A 13,395-nucleotide genomic window follows, 5' to 3' on the forward strand; every position below is an offset into this window, starting at 1 on the left:
TTTAGTTTAGCCGCTAGATTTCACCTGGCGCCAGCGCCTTGACCGAGAGCGCGTGCAGCGGGCCGGCCAACTCCTCGGCGAGCGCCCGATAGACCATCCGCTGGCGCGCCACCTTGGCGGCGCCCGCGAAGGCGGCCGACTCGATGGTCACGTTGAAATGGCTTTCGCCGCCCGGACTGGCGCCCGCGTGGCCGGCGTGGCGGCCGGAATCGTCCTCGATCTCGAGCCTGGTGGGCGCGAAGGCGTCGGTCAGTTTCTGCTGGATGGCATCGAATATGGCGCCCATCGTCGGCATCTTCAATTCTTGAAAGGGATTATCTCGGCCCCATACTTGGACCATGCCCGCCGCGTTTCAATACAAGCCGCGTTTCGTCGACATTCGCGTCCGGCCGCCCAAGCCGGAAGAGGACGCGCGCGCCGAGGATGTCAACGCGCTGAAGCCCGGCGAGCGGGCCTGCGACCACCCCGGCTGCCGGCTGGCGGCCAGCGCGCGGGCGCCCAAGTCGCGGGACCTGTTGAACGAGCACTACTGGTTCTGTCAGCCGCATGCGGCCGAGTACAATCGCAACTGGAACTTCTTCGCCGGGATGAGCGAGGGCGAGGTCCGGCGGCGCCAACAGGAAGAACTGTTCACCGGCGGGCGCCCCACCTGGGAGATGAAGGCCGGGCGGATGAGCCGCGAGGCCGCCGCCTTTTCCAATAAATTCCGCAAGGGCGAGGGCTACCGCGACCCCTTCAACATCTTCGGCAAGAACGGCGGCAAGCCCACGTCCGAGCCCGAAGAGCGGGCCATGGGCAAGATCGAGCGCAATGCCTTGGCCGACCTCGACCTCGACAGCCACGCCGACGGCCCCAAGATCCGCGCCCGCTACACCGAGCTGGTGCGTCGCCTGCACCCCGACGCCAACGGCGGCGACCGGGCGGGCGAGCATCGCCTGCAGCGGGTGATCAAGGCCTATCAGTCCCTGCGCAAGGCTGGGATGGTCTAAACGTGAATCTCCTCTCCCCCAGGCGAAGCCGAGAGGGAGCGGACCAAGGAGAGGGTCGATGAACGGCAGATCGAATTCGCGGGCCGCGCCGATCCTCGCCGCCGCGATTCTCGCCCTGCTCCCGCTTCAGATCGCCAGCGCCCGCAACGCGCCAGACCAGCCGGCGCCGAGCGCCGTCACGCCGCCCTCGTCGGCTCAGGCGTCCACCACCGTCGACAGCGTCACGGTCACGGCGCCGAAGGCGGAGCAGGAGAAGCTGCCGGCCCTGGTGAACCGCTTCGTCGAAGGCCACAGCGCCGTGAGCCGGATCGACCAGCTTTCCCGCTGGGGCGGGCCGGTATGCCCGCAGGCCGGCGGCCTGACAGCGCCCTTCGACGCCTATGTCTCCGCGCGCGTGAAGCAGGTCGCCGCCAGCGTCGGCGCGCCGATCGACAAACATCCGAACCGCAACTTCCCGTGCCGGACGAACCTGCTCATCGCCTTCACCACCAATCCCCAGGCGCTGATGGACGACGTCCGCAAACGCCACGGCCAGATGCTGGGCTTCCACTACGCGGCTCAGGCCCAGCGGATGGCGCTCGTCAATCGCCCGATCCAGGCCTGGTACATGACCGGCACCAGGGCGGAGGGCGGCGCCCTGGAAATCGATGACGAATTCCATCGCCTGCCGACCGGCAGCGCCGGCAGCCGGCTGACGTCACGCCTGGAGAGCCAGTTCGTGGGCGTGCTGGTGGTCATTGACGCCAACAAGATCGTGGGCCACCAGATCGGCGCCATCGCCGACGACATCGCCATGCTGAGCCTGGCCCACGCCTCACAGGTGAAGGGTTGCAGCGACTTGGAGACGATCCTCGACTTCCTGAACCCGGACTGCCCGGCGGGCGCCGACCCCGCGGGGCTGACGCGCTACGATGTGGCCTATCTGAAAGGCCTCTATTCGATCAATCCGCAGGAATACCTGGCGGCCCAGCGCAGCGAGATCGGCAGCCGTATCCTGCGCGAAATCGCTGCGCCGTAGAGCGGCCTACCAGCGGCGGTAGTGATAGTCCCAGCGGCCCGGCCGGTAGTCGGGACGCCAATAGTCGTTGTGCGACCAGTACCAGTACCGATAGGGCCGATAGAGCCAGACGCCGCCCTCGAAGGCCCAGGGATTGTACCAGTCCGGCGCGTAGTAGACCGGCGGCGGGCCATATCCCGGCGGCGCGTAGTAGAAGCGCGGCGCGCCGGCGCGGACGTAGTAGCCGGGCGGGCAGTCTGGCGAGTTCTCGGCCGCGTTGCGGCCGATGGCGGCGCCGGCCGTGGCGCCCAGCGCGCCGCCGATGATCGAGCCGCCGGTCTTCGAATGCCGGCCGGAAACGTTGGAGCCCACCACCGCGCCCAGGATGCCACCGATGATCGCGCCGGCGGCGGCGTTGTTGTCGCGCTTGTCGACGCAGTAGCGCGCCGCCCACTGCGAATAGCGGTCGGCGTACTCGCGGTCATAGCGCTGGGCGCGATCGTCATAGACGGCGCCCGGCTGCTCATAGCCGGGCGGCGGCGGGGCGTACTGGCCGGACGGCGGGGCGACCGGCGGGCCGCCGGAGTACTGCGGCGGCGGTCCATAGGGCTGGGCCGCGGCGGCCGTGGCCTCTAGCGTCAGGCCCAGCGAGAGCGCGATGGCCAGAACCCTGGCGCCGGTATCGGCTGGCTTTCCTCGCATGATGATCTCCTCTCCGCGAGCTTGAGCTGATCGCCCTAGGGCTAAGCCTGATTTAGGGCGGAGATGTGGAAATCCAAGGCCTCAATGTTGCAGGCGCCGACCGCCAATCGGCGCCCGGTCAGGCCGCAGCTTGAGCCGCTGCCTCCGCCGGCGTCAGCTCACTATCGACCGCTTTTTGCATATTGGGTGGATAGCGCGATCCGGTGACGGTGCGCTCGTTGATCAGCGCATCGACCTTGGCCACCACTTCAGGCGGCAGGACGATGTCGCCCGCCGCCGCGTTCTCGGCGACGTGAGCGCTGTTGGTCGTGCCGGGGATCGAGACGATGGTCGGATCCTTGGCCAGGAGCCAGGCCAGGCAGAGCTGCGCCGGCGTGCAGCCGGCCTCTCGGGCAAGCGCCGTGAAGGCGGCCAGCAGCTTCAGGTTGGCCTGCAGGGCCTCGCCGTGGAATCGGGGCATTCCGGCGCGCATGTCGCCCTTGACGAATTTCGACGGGTCGCTGGCGCCGCCCGCCAGGAAACCGCGGCCGACCGGCGAGAACGCGACCAGGGTGACGCCGAGTTCGCGGCAGGCCTGCATGACGCCCAGCTCCGGATTGCGGGTCCAGGGCGAATATTCGTTTTGCAGGGCCGTGATCGGATGGACGGCGTGCGCGCGGCGCAGCGTGGCCGCGGAGACTTCCGAAAGTCCGATGGTCCTGATCTTTCCCTCGGCGACAAGATCCGCGAGCGCCCCGACCGCGTCCTCGATCGGCGTGCGCTTGTCCCAGCGGTGCAGGTAGTAGAGGTCGATCACGTCAGTGTTCAGCCGCTTCAGGCTCGACTCGCAATTGGCCTTGATATTGGCCGGCGTGGAGTCGATCCGCCGCTCCTTGCCGACCATCATCCCGCACTTCGAGGCGATGGTGATCCTTGGCCGGTGCTTGCCCAGCACCCGGCCGACCAGCTTCTCGTTATGGCCGAAGCCGTAGACCATGGCCGTGTCGAAAAAGGTGTGACCGGCGTCGAGCGCGTCCTTCAGCACCCGGTCCGCCCGCCACCAGGGCGTCTTTCCGCCATAGCCGCTCGACAGGCCCATGCAGCCAAAACCGATCGCCGAAACCTCGAACGGACCCACGCGGCGCGTTTGCATCTGGTGCTCCCTGAAGCCGGGCAGGAGAAACGGTCTCAGCGCGGCGCCGTCAAGGCCTCCTCCGTTCGTCCCCGCCCATCCGCCGCTCGTCCCGCGGTCGGCGCCGGATGACCCTGCGGCCACGCCGCTGGTCCCTGGCTGCTAGCGTCCGGACGCGGCAGGATGCGATGGCGCCGCCAACCCCGCGAGGGGATCGGTTCAGGAGCGATGAGATGCGGATTTCAATGCTGGCCGCCGCGGCTGTGGCGACGATCGCGACGACGGCGCAGGCCGACGAATGGGCCGCCTATGGACGCGACCTGCAGGGGACGCGGTTCTCGCCGCTGACCCAGGTGACGCCGGCCAATGTGGCCAACTTGAAGCCCGCCTGGACCTTCCACACCGGCGACGTCTCCGACGGCAAGACCAAGGGCGGCGGCCCGCGCAGCGGCTTCGAGACCACGCCGCTGATGCTCGACGGGCGACTCTACCTGACCACGCCGTTCAACCGGGTGATCGCGCTGGATCCCGCCACTGGTCGACAGCTCTGGGCCTTCGACCCCGCGCTCGACCGCGCCAAGCCCTACGGCGACGGCCTGATCAACCGGGGCCTCGCCGCCTGGCGCGATCCGAAAGCCGGCAAGGGGGCCGCCTGCGCGCTCACCCTGTATGAGGCGACGTTGGATGCGCGGCTGGTGGCGGTGGACGCCGCAACGGGCGCGCCCTGCCCAGGTTTCGGAACCGGCGGCGAGGTCAGCCTGCGCGACGTCGCCCGCTACACGCCTGGCCAATACCACATGACCTCGCCGCCCATCGCCTTCGACGGTGTCGTGGTGGTGGGCTCGGCGATCGACGACAACGCGCGCGTCAACATGCCCTCAGGCGTCGTGCGTGGCTTCGACGCCAGAACCGGCAAGCTGCTCTGGTCCTGGGAGCCCCTGCAGGCGCCAAAAGACGCCAATCCCGGCAACTGGAACACGGGCGCCGGCAACGCCTGGTCGGTGCTGAGCGCCGATCCCGCCCGCCACACGGTGCTGGTCCCGACCGGCAGCGCCAGCCCCGACTATTGGGGCGGCCTTCGCCCCGGCGACAACCGCTGGGCCAATTCGGTGGTGGCGCTGGACGTCAGGACCGGCAAGCTCAGGTGGGGCTTCCAGCTCGTCCACCACGACCTTTGGGACTACGACACCGCCGCGGCGCCCATGCTGACCCGCTTCAGGCTGAACGGCCGCAGCGTCCAGGCGGTGATCGCCGGCAACAAGACCGGCATGGTCTTCGCGCTGGACCCCGTCACCGGCAAGCCGGCGCTGCCGGTCGAGGAGCGCCCCGTGCCGCAGAGCACGCTCACCGGCGAGAAGAGCTCCCCGACCCAGCCGTTCCCGGCGGCGACCCCCGCGCTCGTGCCGCAGAGCCAGGGCGCGGAGGCCGTGGGCGGCCTCACCGACGCCGACCGCAAGTTCTGCGCCGACACGATCAACGGCCTTTCGGGCCATGCGATCTTCACGCCGCCCAGCGAGCGGGGGATTCTGGCGATCCCCGGCAACGTCGGCGGCATCAACTGGAGCGGGTTTGCCTGGGACGGGGTCAACGGCCGGCTGATCGTCTCGGTGAGCAACATCCCGGCCAAGGTCCGCATGATCCCGGCCGCCCAATATGTGAAGGGCGACAAGGGTGACCTGCGCGCCGAGACCACCATGCAGCTGGGCTCGCCCTACGCCATGAGCCGCGAGTTCCTGCGTGCGCCGTCCGGCGTGCCCTGCATCAAGCCGCCCTTCGGCGAGCTGGTCGCCCTGGACCTCGGCGCCGGCAAGATCGTCTGGCGGGTCCCGCTGGGCAGCCTGGAGGAGCTGGCGCCCGGCGTCGGCCATTTCGCCAAGGGCTCCATCGTGCTCGGCGGGCCGATCGTCACCGCCGGCGGCCTGATCTTCCAGGGCGGCACCATGGACAAGACGCTGCGCGCCTTCTCCGCCGTCGATGGCAAGGAGCTGTGGAGCGGCGCCCTGCCGGCCAGCGCCCACGCCACGCCCATGACCTACGCGGTCGGCGGCAGGCAGTACGTGGTGGTCGCCGCCGGCGGCTCGGCCAAAGTCGATGAGGAGGTCCAGGGCGACGCCGTCGTCGCCTTCGCCCTTCCCTAGCCGGCAGCGATCAGCTTCGCTTCCAGCGCGGCGAGGTCATCCACAAACCACACCGTCGTCCCGCGGTTGGATTCACGGACGAAGTCGCGCAGCGGCTCGCTCTTCACCACAGCGGCGGAGACATTGCCCAGGATCGCGACCTGGAAGCGGTAGTTCACCAGCTTCTGCAGGACGTGGCCCGCGACGCCGCTCCCTAGGCGCAGGAAGTCCGGACCCAGTCTGGCCAGTGGTATGGCGGCGATGCGGGCGCCGGCGCCGTAGAGGTCTCCGATCAGGCCGGAGAGCTCGCGGTCGTCGGCCAGCGACGGGCCATCCGGCGCGCAGACATAGACCGGCTGACCGGCGAGGTTGCGGATCTCGCCCATGGTCAGTCCTCGCTCAGGACGTCGATCATCTTCAGCATCGCCGCGGTGTCGGCGGGCGAGCCGACGACGATCACCTTCAGATTGCGGGTGACCGGATCGTAGGCGACGTCGAGGCTCATCGGCTCGGGGTGCGCGGTCTGGCCGGTGCGCGCGGCGGGCAGCATGCGGGCCAGCCGCTCGGCGGCCTGCGGCTCGACGCCCGGTAGGTCGACGATGCTGGTGACCCGCGCGCCGACGCGGACGCGGCCGGCTTCGGTGCGGTTGACGGCGGCGCGCCGGAAGGCCTCGGCTGCGCCCAGCGCGAGCTCCGGCGAGACCCCGGTCATGGTCGCTTCCATCTCGGTGCGCAGGATGCGGTAGGACTTGCCCACCTTCACCGCCCGCAGGCGGCCGTCCTTGATGAACCGCAGCACGGTCTTGGGGTGCAGCTTCAGCCGTTCAGCGAACTGCTCGACCGTGTAGACTTCTTCCGACATGGGAGTCGGGGCTCCGAGGGTGTTGTTCCTTATTGCTCTCTATCACTCCCTATTGAGGAGTCAAACGCAGTGAAAACAGCCCTATTGGGGACCATCGCCGCCGCGGCCATGCTCGCGGCCTCCACAGTCGGGGCTGTGGAGCCGAGCCGCTATCTCCTGGAGCCGGCGGCGGTGTGGACGCCGGGCGAGGCGGCGGCGCATACGGGCTGGGTCGTCGCGGTCGACGGCGGCAAGATCGTCGGCGTCGGGCCCAAGGCCGAGGTCAAGGCGCCCGCGGGGGCCCAGGTCATCGCCCTCCCCGGCCAGACCCTGATCCCGGGCCTGATCGAGCTGCACTCGCACCTGTTGCTGCACGCCTACAACGAGGTGGTCTGGGACGATCAGGTGCTGAAGGAGCCGCCGACCTACCGCGTGCTGCGGGCCGGCCGCGACGCGACGCGGACCCTGATGAGCGGCTTCACCACCGAGCGGGACCTGGGGACCGAGGGCGCCGCGGACGCCGACGTGCAGCTGAAGCGCGCCATCGACGAAGGCATCGTCGCGGGGCCCCGCCTGTTCGTCGCCACCCGCGCCATCGTCGCCACCGGCTCCTACGGCCCCAAGAAGGGCTTCCGCGCCGACATGGACCTGCCGCAGGGCGCCCAGGAGGTCTCCGGCGAGGCGGAGATGATGAAGGCGGTGCGCGAACAGACGGCCATGGGCGCCGACTGGATCAAGCTCTACGCCGACTACCGCACCGGCCCGAACGGCGAGACCAAACCCACCCTCACCGAGGCGGAGATGGCCGCCGCCGTGAAGGTCGCCCACGCCTCGGGCCGCCCGGTCGCCGTCCACGCCGCCAGCGACGAGGGCATCCGCAACGCCGTCCTGGCCGGCGTCGACACCATCGAGCACGGCTATGGCGCGACCGATGGCACTTTCAAACTGATGCGGGAGAAGGGCGTCGCCTACGTCCCGACCCTGACCGCGCCGGAAGCGACCTCGATCTACTTCCAGCACTATGTCCCCGGCCAGTCGCCGCCGACGGCCGGCATGACGGCCGCGGCGGGCGCCTTCAAGCGGGCGCTGGCGGCCGACGTGATCATCGGCGCGGGCTCCGACGTGGGGGTCTTCCCGCACGGCGAAAGCTGGCGCGAGCTCGCATGGATGGTGAAGGACGGCATGACCCCCATCCAGGCGCTGACCGCAGCGACGAAGACCAACGCCCAGATCCTCGGCCGCGCGCTTTCGATGGGCGAGGTGAAGGCCGGCTATGTCGCCGATCTCGCCGCCTTCCAGGGCGATCCGACAAAGGACATCGCGGCGCTGAAGGCCGTCGGCTTCGTGATGAAGGGCGGCAAGGTCTATCGGCAGCCGTGAGGCAAGGTCTTGCGAGCCAGGGCTTTTCACAGAATTTTTCTTGCCGCTGGACGAACGTTGTTAGGCAACCGTTAGGGGGCTCAACCTAGACCGTGCGCATTCGTCGCACTCCAAGTAACGGACACGCAACTCTACGATGTATCCGCAAGCAAATCAGGCGATCAGCAACTACCTGAACTTGCAGGACCTTGCCGTTCTGGTATTGGATGACAATGCCAACACGCGGACGTTGATTTCTGAAGTTCTGCGCGGCCTGGGTGTGCGGCGCATCTATCGCACCGGCACGTGCTCCGAAGGCCTGATGATCCTGAGGTCCCACGCCATCGACGTGATGTTCGTCGACATCGAGATGGACGGCGAGGACGGCCTCGAGTTCGTGAGGCTGATCCGCAGCGCGCCGGAACCGAAGATCGCCAATGCGGCGGCGATCATTGTCTCGTCCCACGCCACCGAGGCGCGGGTCATGGAGGCCGGCGTGGTCGGGGCGGACGGGTTCCTCTCCAAGCCCTTCACCGTCGGGGCCTTCGCCAAGCGGCTGACCGAGGGCCTGGCCGCGCGGCGGTTCATGTCTCGCCGGCCCGCGAAGGCCGCGGCCCGGGCCGCAAACCAGATCGAGCTCTAGCCCGCTAAAACCCCGCCGCCTGGCCATCCTTCCGGTGGTCGGAGCCGGCGCGGTAGACCCGCTTGGCCTTGTCGCCGGGCGAGGTCACGGCGATCGACTGGAAGCCGCCCATGGCGCCGCTGTCCGGCGGGCCGAGCCTGTGGCCCATGGCCTCCAGCTCCTTGCCGACCGCGTCATAGAGCGGACGCTCCAACACCAGGCGGTTGGGCACCTGGGTGTGGCGGAAGCGGGCCATGTCGGTGGCCATCTGCAGGTTGGCGCCCAGGTCGAAGATGTTGACCAGCGCCTGGCCGTGGCCCTGGGCCTGCATGTCGCCGCCCATCAGCAGGAGGCTCATCAGCGGCTGGTCGCCATCCATGACGAAGCCGGCGGCGAGCGTGTTGTAGGGGCGCTTGTGCGGCGCGATCACATTGGGCGACTTCGGGTCGAGGCTGAACAGGCCGCCGCGGTTGTGCAGCACGAAGCCGTAGCCGGGCACCGTCAGGCCCGAGCCGAAGCCGGAGAAGTTGGAATTGACCCAGGAGACCATGTTGCCGGCCTCATCGGCGGTCGACAGCACGATGGTGTCGCCGGCGCCGTCCGCCTCGCCAGCCGGTCCGGTCGATGACGCCCGCCTCGGGTCGACCTTTGCGCACAGTTCCCTGGCGTGGGCCTTGGACAGCAGCCGCTCGATCGGCACCTTCACGAAATCCGGGTCGGCGTTGAAGGCGATGAGGTCGGCGTAGGCCAGCTTCTTGGCCTCGACCATCAGGTGCCAGTAGAGCGGGCTGCGCGGGCCAAGGCGGGCCAGCGTCTGGCCAGGCGCCCAGACCGGCAGGCACTGCTCCAGCACGTTGACCATCACCAGCGCGCCCCAGTCCTGCGACGGCGGCGGCAGCTCATAGACCTCGTGGCCGTGATAGCTGGTGTGCACCGGCTCGACCCATTCGCCCTTGTAGGCGGCGAGGTCGGCGGCGGTCATGGTCCCGCCGAGCGCGGCGGACTTGGCGACGATCGCCTGGGCGATCTCGCCCCGGTAGAAGGCGTCCGGGCCCTGGGCCTGGATCAGGCGCAGGGTCTTGGCGAGACCGGGATTGCGGAAGATCTGCCCCGCGACCGGCGGCTTGCCGCCCGGGTACCAGACCGCCACCGAGTCCGGGTCCAGCGTCTTGCAGCAGCCGACCGTGGGGAGCGCGTTCAGCAGGCGCCAGTCGTCGGCGATGCGCTCGCTGACCGGGAAGCCTTCCTCGGCATAGGCCGCGGCGGGCGCCAGCATGGCCTTCAGCGGCCGCGTGCCGAAGCGCTTGAGCATGGCGTCCCAGCCCCAGACGGTCCCCGGCACCGTCACCGGCAGGATGCCGCCCTGCGGCATGCCCGAGCCGGTCCCCCAGTTCTTCGGGTCGGCGTGGTAGCCGAGGCTCGCGAAATGCTCCGGGGTCGCGCCGCTGGGCGCCATCCCGCTGGCGTTGAGCGCGTAGAGTTTGTGCTCTTTGGCGACGTAGACGATCGCGAAGAGGTCGCCGCCGACGCCCACGTTCATCGGCTCGACCACGCTCAGCACCGCCGCGGTCGCCACCGCGGCGTCGACCGCGTTGCCGCCGTTCCTCAGCACCTCGAGCCCGGCCTGCGCGGCCAGCGGCTGGCTGGTGGTGACCATGCCGTGACGGGCGAAGACCTCGGCCCGGGACTGGGCCGCCCAGCCCGAGGCGCGGTCGCCGCGGATCGCGTGGCACGCTGGCGCCATGTCGCCCTTGCCGCAGGTGGAGAACAGGGGTGCGGAACTCGTCTGGGCCAGCACAGAGCCCCCGAACACCGCCGCCAGCCCGAGTCCCAAGGCGACCGCGCGCCGCCAAGCCGTCCTTACCATCGCTACGCTCCCCGTCACCGCGGCGCGACCCTGGCCCAGGTGTAGTCCCTCCGCAACCGGGCGGCTTCGTTGACGCTCCCCCGAGGCGGCCCTAAGCCTGACCGACGATTTCCGAACTCAAAAAACGGGCATGGGCGAATGACTGTCGAGCACACACCGAACGAGCGGATCGCTGAGCGGACCAAGGCAGGGCCGCACACCACCAAGGCCGAGCTGGAAAGCATCAACGGCAAGATCGCGGTTGTGATCACGAACGCGGTGGGCACGATGTGGTGCGCCTATGCCTTCACCATCCTGGCGCTGATCAGCCTGCCCGAGGCGATCAAGGCAGGGACGGCGGCGCTGGTCGCCTGGATCGCCCAGACCTTCCTGCAACTGGTGCTGCTCTCGGTGATCATGGTCGGCCAGAAAGTCGCGGCCGCGGCCTCCGACAAACAGGCGCTGCAGACCTACAAGGACGCCGAGGCGCTGCTCAAGATCCAGGACGACGTCCACCGCCTGATCAAGGTCAACAACGACCTCACCGCCCAGATCCACGCGGCGACCTGCAAGACCGGCTCGGCGCCGGCGGCAAAGACGGCGCCCGCGAAGAAGGCCCCGGCGGCCAAGAAACCGGCGCCGCGCAAAAAGTAGCGTCCTCCTCCCCTTGTGGGAGGAGGTGGCCTGCGCAGCAGGTCGGAGGTGGGGTCTCTCAGAAGCCCCAGCTCTGACCGAAACGTAGTATCGCGCGGACGGCGAAGCAAAACCCCACCTCCGTCAGCTTCGCTGACACCTCCTCCCACAAGGGGAGGAGGACACCGCTCACCTCGGCACATCCCCTGCCACGGTCGTCCGGTGCATCAACCGCAGGTGGCCGTCGTAGCCGCCTTCGGCGAAGTGCATGGTGCAGCGGTTGTCCCACATCAGCAGCATCTGCTCGCGCCACTTATGGCGGTAGATGAACCTGTCCTGGGTCAGGTGGGCGAACAGGAACGAGAGGATCGCCTTGGCCTCCTCCGGCGTCATGCCCTCGACGCCGACCGTGTAGACCGGCGAGACGAATAGCGCCTTGCGGCCCGTCACCGGATGGGTGCGGACCAGCGGGTGGGTCAATGAGCCGTCGGCCTCTTCGGAGACGATGATCTCCATGGTCCGCTTGGCGGTGTCCTTGGCGAAGACGCCCTTGGTCCCGTAGGACTGCCGCGCCGAATGCACGGCCTGCAGGGGCGCGAGCATCGCCTGCATCACCGGCGATAGGGCCTCGTAGGCCCGCGCCGCGTCGACGAACAGGGTGTCGCCGCCCACCGGCGGGACGACCTTGGAATGCAGGATGGTGGCGGCCGGCGGCGCCGCCTGGAAGCTCCAATCGGAGTGCCAGCCGGCGCCGAAGTTGGTGGCTTTCTCGTCCGGCTCGCGGCGCAGCTCCAGCACGTTGGGATGGCCCGCCATCGGCTTGATGTAGGGGTCGTGACCGAAGCCCCCCATCGCTTGCGTGAACGCCTCCTGGGCTTCCAGGCTGAGCGGCTGGTCGGGAAAGGCCACCACCCCGTGGCGCGCCCAGGCCGCCTTCACCTCCTCCAGCACGGCCTCCGGCAACGGCCGGCTAAGGTCGGGACCGGTGATCAGGGCGCCGAAACCGGTGGGCTGCGGCGTCACCTCGATCGTTCGATAGTCCAGTACGGCGTCCATGCTTGTCACCTTGAGGTGTGGCCTCGGCTCCTCACGCCGCTCGCGGGCGCGCGGCCCTTAGAAACACCCGTTTGCCTCCGTCCCGGCAAGCCTGTAATCGGACCGCACCATGACCGCTTTCGACATCCAAGACGACAAGTTGCTGACGCTGGTCCCCGACCACGAGGTCAACGCGCGCGAGACCTTTGGCGTCGATTTCGACTTCAAGGCGCCGGCCTTCAAGGAACGGGACGCCCACGTCCCCGACTTCGATCCGAACTATGTGTTCGATCCCGAAACCACGCGCGCGCTGCTCGCCGGCTTCGCCCACGACCGCCGGGTGATGGTCCAGGGCTATCACGGCACCGGCAAGTCGACGCACATCGAGCAGGTGGCGGCGCGGCTGAACTGGCCGCTGGTGCGGGTGAACCTCGACAGCCACGTGAGCCGCATCGACCTGGTCGGCAAGGACGCCATCGTCCTGAAGGACGGCAAGCAGGTCACCGAATTCCGCGAAGGCATGCTGCCCTGGGCGATCCAGCGGCCGATCGCCCTGGTCTTCGACGAGTATGACGCCGGCCGCCCGGACGTTATGTTCGTGATCCAGCGGGTGCTGGAGGCGCAGGGCAAGCTGACCCTGCTCGACCAGAACCGGGTGATCCGCCCGAACCCCTGGTTCCGGCTGTTCTCCACCACCAACACCATCGGCCTTGGCGACACGACCGGGCTCTATCACGGCACCCAGCAGATCAACCAAGGCCAGATGGACCGCTGGTCGATCGTCACGACCCTGAACTACCTGGCCCATGACGTGGAAGCCGAGATCGTGCTGGCCAAGGCGCCGACCTACAACACCGCCGACGGCAAGCGCACCATCGCCGCCATGGTCCGCGTCGCCGACATGACCCGCAACGCCTTCATGAACGGCGACATCTCCACGGTCATGAGCCCGCGGACCGTGATCACCTGGGCCCAGAACGCCGAGATCTTCGGCGGCGACATCGCGCTGGGCTTCCGGATGACCTTCCTCAACAAGTGCGACGAGCTGGAGCGCGGCACGGTCGCGGAGTTCTTCCAGCGGGCGTTCGGGACCGACCTGCCGGAGAGCACGGCGCGGGTGCGGGTGGCTTAGGGGCGCCCCTT

14 protein-coding genes are annotated in these 13,395 nt (G+C 68.8%); 7 read left to right on the forward strand and 7 right to left on the reverse strand.

Features of this window, described 5'->3' with window-relative positions; genetic code table 11:
* Positions 1-13: 13 nt before the first annotated feature.
* Complete coding sequence (locus VKQ35_RS06960; protein ID WP_324360016.1) at positions 14-286, reverse strand: BolA family protein; 273 nt, start codon at positions 284-286, stop codon at positions 14-16.
* A 52-nt stretch (positions 287-338) separates the two neighbouring features.
* Between VKQ35_RS06960 and VKQ35_RS06965 the strand changes: the two genes are divergently transcribed.
* Positions 339-989: a J domain-containing protein gene (locus tag VKQ35_RS06965; RefSeq protein WP_324359904.1), complete on the forward strand. Its 651-nt coding sequence runs from the start codon at positions 339-341 to the stop codon at positions 987-989.
* Positions 990-1,047: 58 nt separating this feature from the next.
* A complete protein-coding gene (locus VKQ35_RS06970; protein WP_324359906.1) occupies positions 1,048-2,007 on the forward strand; it encodes a hypothetical protein in 960 nt (319 codons plus the stop codon).
* Between the two features lie 6 nt (positions 2,008-2,013).
* On the opposite strand, the gene VKQ35_RS06975 is transcribed toward VKQ35_RS06970, so the two are convergent.
* Complete coding sequence (locus VKQ35_RS06975) at positions 2,014-2,688, reverse strand: glycine zipper 2TM domain-containing protein (protein WP_324359908.1); 675 nt, start codon at positions 2,686-2,688, stop codon at positions 2,014-2,016.
* A gap of 118 nt (positions 2,689-2,806) precedes the next feature.
* Positions 2,807-3,820, reverse strand: coding sequence for an aldo/keto reductase (locus VKQ35_RS06980; RefSeq protein WP_324359910.1), 1,014 nt, complete (start codon positions 3,818-3,820; stop codon positions 2,807-2,809).
* A gap of 212 nt (positions 3,821-4,032) precedes the next feature.
* On the opposite strand from VKQ35_RS06980, the gene VKQ35_RS06985 reads away from it, so the two are divergent.
* The gene (locus tag VKQ35_RS06985; RefSeq protein ID WP_324359912.1) at positions 4,033-5,937 is read left to right on the forward strand and encodes a pyrroloquinoline quinone-dependent dehydrogenase; all 1,905 of its coding nucleotides are present in this window, start codon (positions 4,033-4,035) and stop codon (positions 5,935-5,937) included.
* On the opposite strand, the gene VKQ35_RS06990 is transcribed toward VKQ35_RS06985, so the two are convergent.
* Positions 5,934-6,302, reverse strand: coding sequence for a DUF4180 domain-containing protein (locus VKQ35_RS06990; protein ID WP_324359914.1), 369 nt, complete (start codon positions 6,300-6,302; stop codon positions 5,934-5,936). The genes VKQ35_RS06985 and VKQ35_RS06990 overlap by 4 nt on opposite strands.
* A 2-nt stretch (positions 6,303-6,304) precedes the next feature.
* Entirely contained in the window at positions 6,305-6,778 is a 474-nt protein-coding gene (locus tag VKQ35_RS06995) for a helix-turn-helix domain-containing protein (RefSeq protein WP_324359916.1), read from the reverse strand.
* A 69-nt stretch (positions 6,779-6,847) separates the two neighbouring features.
* On the opposite strand from VKQ35_RS06995, the gene VKQ35_RS07000 reads away from it, so the two are divergent.
* Both VKQ35_RS07000 and VKQ35_RS07005 read left to right on the forward strand, forming a co-directional pair.
* Positions 6,848-8,137 (forward strand): metal-dependent hydrolase family protein, encoded by a 1,290-nt coding sequence (locus VKQ35_RS07000; protein WP_324359918.1) that lies wholly within the window; start codon positions 6,848-6,850, stop codon positions 8,135-8,137.
* Positions 8,138-8,273: 136 nt separating this feature from the next.
* Positions 8,274-8,759 (forward strand): response regulator, encoded by a 486-nt coding sequence (locus VKQ35_RS07005; RefSeq protein ID WP_324359920.1) that lies wholly within the window; start codon positions 8,274-8,276, stop codon positions 8,757-8,759.
* Positions 8,760-8,763: 4 nt separating this feature from the next.
* Here the strand turns inward: VKQ35_RS07005 and VKQ35_RS07010 are convergent, their stop codons facing one another.
* Positions 8,764-10,605 (reverse strand): gamma-glutamyltransferase family protein, encoded by a 1,842-nt coding sequence (locus VKQ35_RS07010; protein WP_324359922.1) that lies wholly within the window; start codon positions 10,603-10,605, stop codon positions 8,764-8,766.
* 138 nt (positions 10,606-10,743) lie between these two features.
* On the opposite strand from VKQ35_RS07010, the gene VKQ35_RS07015 reads away from it, so the two are divergent.
* The gene (locus VKQ35_RS07015) at positions 10,744-11,238 is read left to right on the forward strand and encodes a hypothetical protein (protein WP_324359924.1); all 495 of its coding nucleotides are present in this window, start codon (positions 10,744-10,746) and stop codon (positions 11,236-11,238) included.
* A gap of 168 nt (positions 11,239-11,406) precedes the next feature.
* Here VKQ35_RS07015 and VKQ35_RS07020 read toward each other — a convergent pair whose 3' ends face one another.
* Positions 11,407-12,273 carry a TauD/TfdA family dioxygenase gene (locus VKQ35_RS07020; RefSeq protein WP_324359926.1) on the reverse strand — a complete coding sequence of 289 codons (867 nt, stop codon included), beginning with the start codon at positions 12,271-12,273 and terminating at the stop codon, positions 11,407-11,409.
* Positions 12,274-12,382: 109 nt separating this feature from the next.
* Here VKQ35_RS07020 and cobS point away from each other — a divergent pair, with 109 nt between their 5' ends.
* Positions 12,383-13,384 (forward strand): cobaltochelatase subunit CobS, encoded by a 1,002-nt coding sequence (gene cobS / locus VKQ35_RS07025; RefSeq protein WP_324359928.1) that lies wholly within the window; start codon positions 12,383-12,385, stop codon positions 13,382-13,384.
* Positions 13,385-13,395: the final 11 nt, after the last annotated feature.

The organism is Phenylobacterium sp. (assembly GCF_035309685.1).
GTDB lineage: Bacteria > Pseudomonadota > Alphaproteobacteria > Caulobacterales > Caulobacteraceae > Phenylobacterium.

What these genes read in the sequence shown, in the direction of transcription:
- VKQ35_RS06960 (WP_324360016.1), bottom strand. Translation starts at nt 286, where the DNA reads ATGGGCGCCATATTCGATGCCATCCAGCAGAAACTGACCGACGCCTTC.
- VKQ35_RS06975 (WP_324359908.1), bottom strand. Translation starts at nt 2,688, where the DNA reads ATGCGAGGAAAGCCAGCCGATACCGGCGCCAGGGTTCTGGCCATCGCG.
- VKQ35_RS06990 (WP_324359914.1), bottom strand. Translation starts at nt 6,302, where the DNA reads ATGGGCGAGATCCGCAACCTCGCCGGTCAGCCGGTCTATGTCTGCGCG.
- VKQ35_RS07015 (WP_324359924.1), top strand. Translation starts at nt 10,744, where the DNA reads ATGACTGTCGAGCACACACCGAACGAGCGGATCGCTGAGCGGACCAAG.
- cobS (WP_324359928.1), top strand. Translation starts at nt 12,383, where the DNA reads ATGACCGCTTTCGACATCCAAGACGACAAGTTGCTGACGCTGGTCCCC.
- VKQ35_RS07020 (WP_324359926.1), bottom strand. Translation starts at nt 12,273, where the DNA reads ATGGACGCCGTACTGGACTATCGAACGATCGAGGTGACGCCGCAGCCC.
- VKQ35_RS06980 (WP_324359910.1), bottom strand. Translation starts at nt 3,820, where the DNA reads ATGCAAACGCGCCGCGTGGGTCCGTTCGAGGTTTCGGCGATCGGTTTT.
- VKQ35_RS06965 (WP_324359904.1), top strand. Translation starts at nt 339, where the DNA reads ATGCCCGCCGCGTTTCAATACAAGCCGCGTTTCGTCGACATTCGCGTC.
- VKQ35_RS07010 (WP_324359922.1), bottom strand. Translation starts at nt 10,605, where the DNA reads ATGGTAAGGACGGCTTGGCGGCGCGCGGTCGCCTTGGGACTCGGGCTG.
- VKQ35_RS06970 (WP_324359906.1), top strand. Translation starts at nt 1,048, where the DNA reads ATGAACGGCAGATCGAATTCGCGGGCCGCGCCGATCCTCGCCGCCGCG.
- VKQ35_RS07005 (WP_324359920.1), top strand. Translation starts at nt 8,274, where the DNA reads ATGTATCCGCAAGCAAATCAGGCGATCAGCAACTACCTGAACTTGCAG.
- VKQ35_RS06995 (WP_324359916.1), bottom strand. Translation starts at nt 6,778, where the DNA reads ATGTCGGAAGAAGTCTACACGGTCGAGCAGTTCGCTGAACGGCTGAAG.
- VKQ35_RS06985 (WP_324359912.1), top strand. Translation starts at nt 4,033, where the DNA reads ATGCGGATTTCAATGCTGGCCGCCGCGGCTGTGGCGACGATCGCGACG.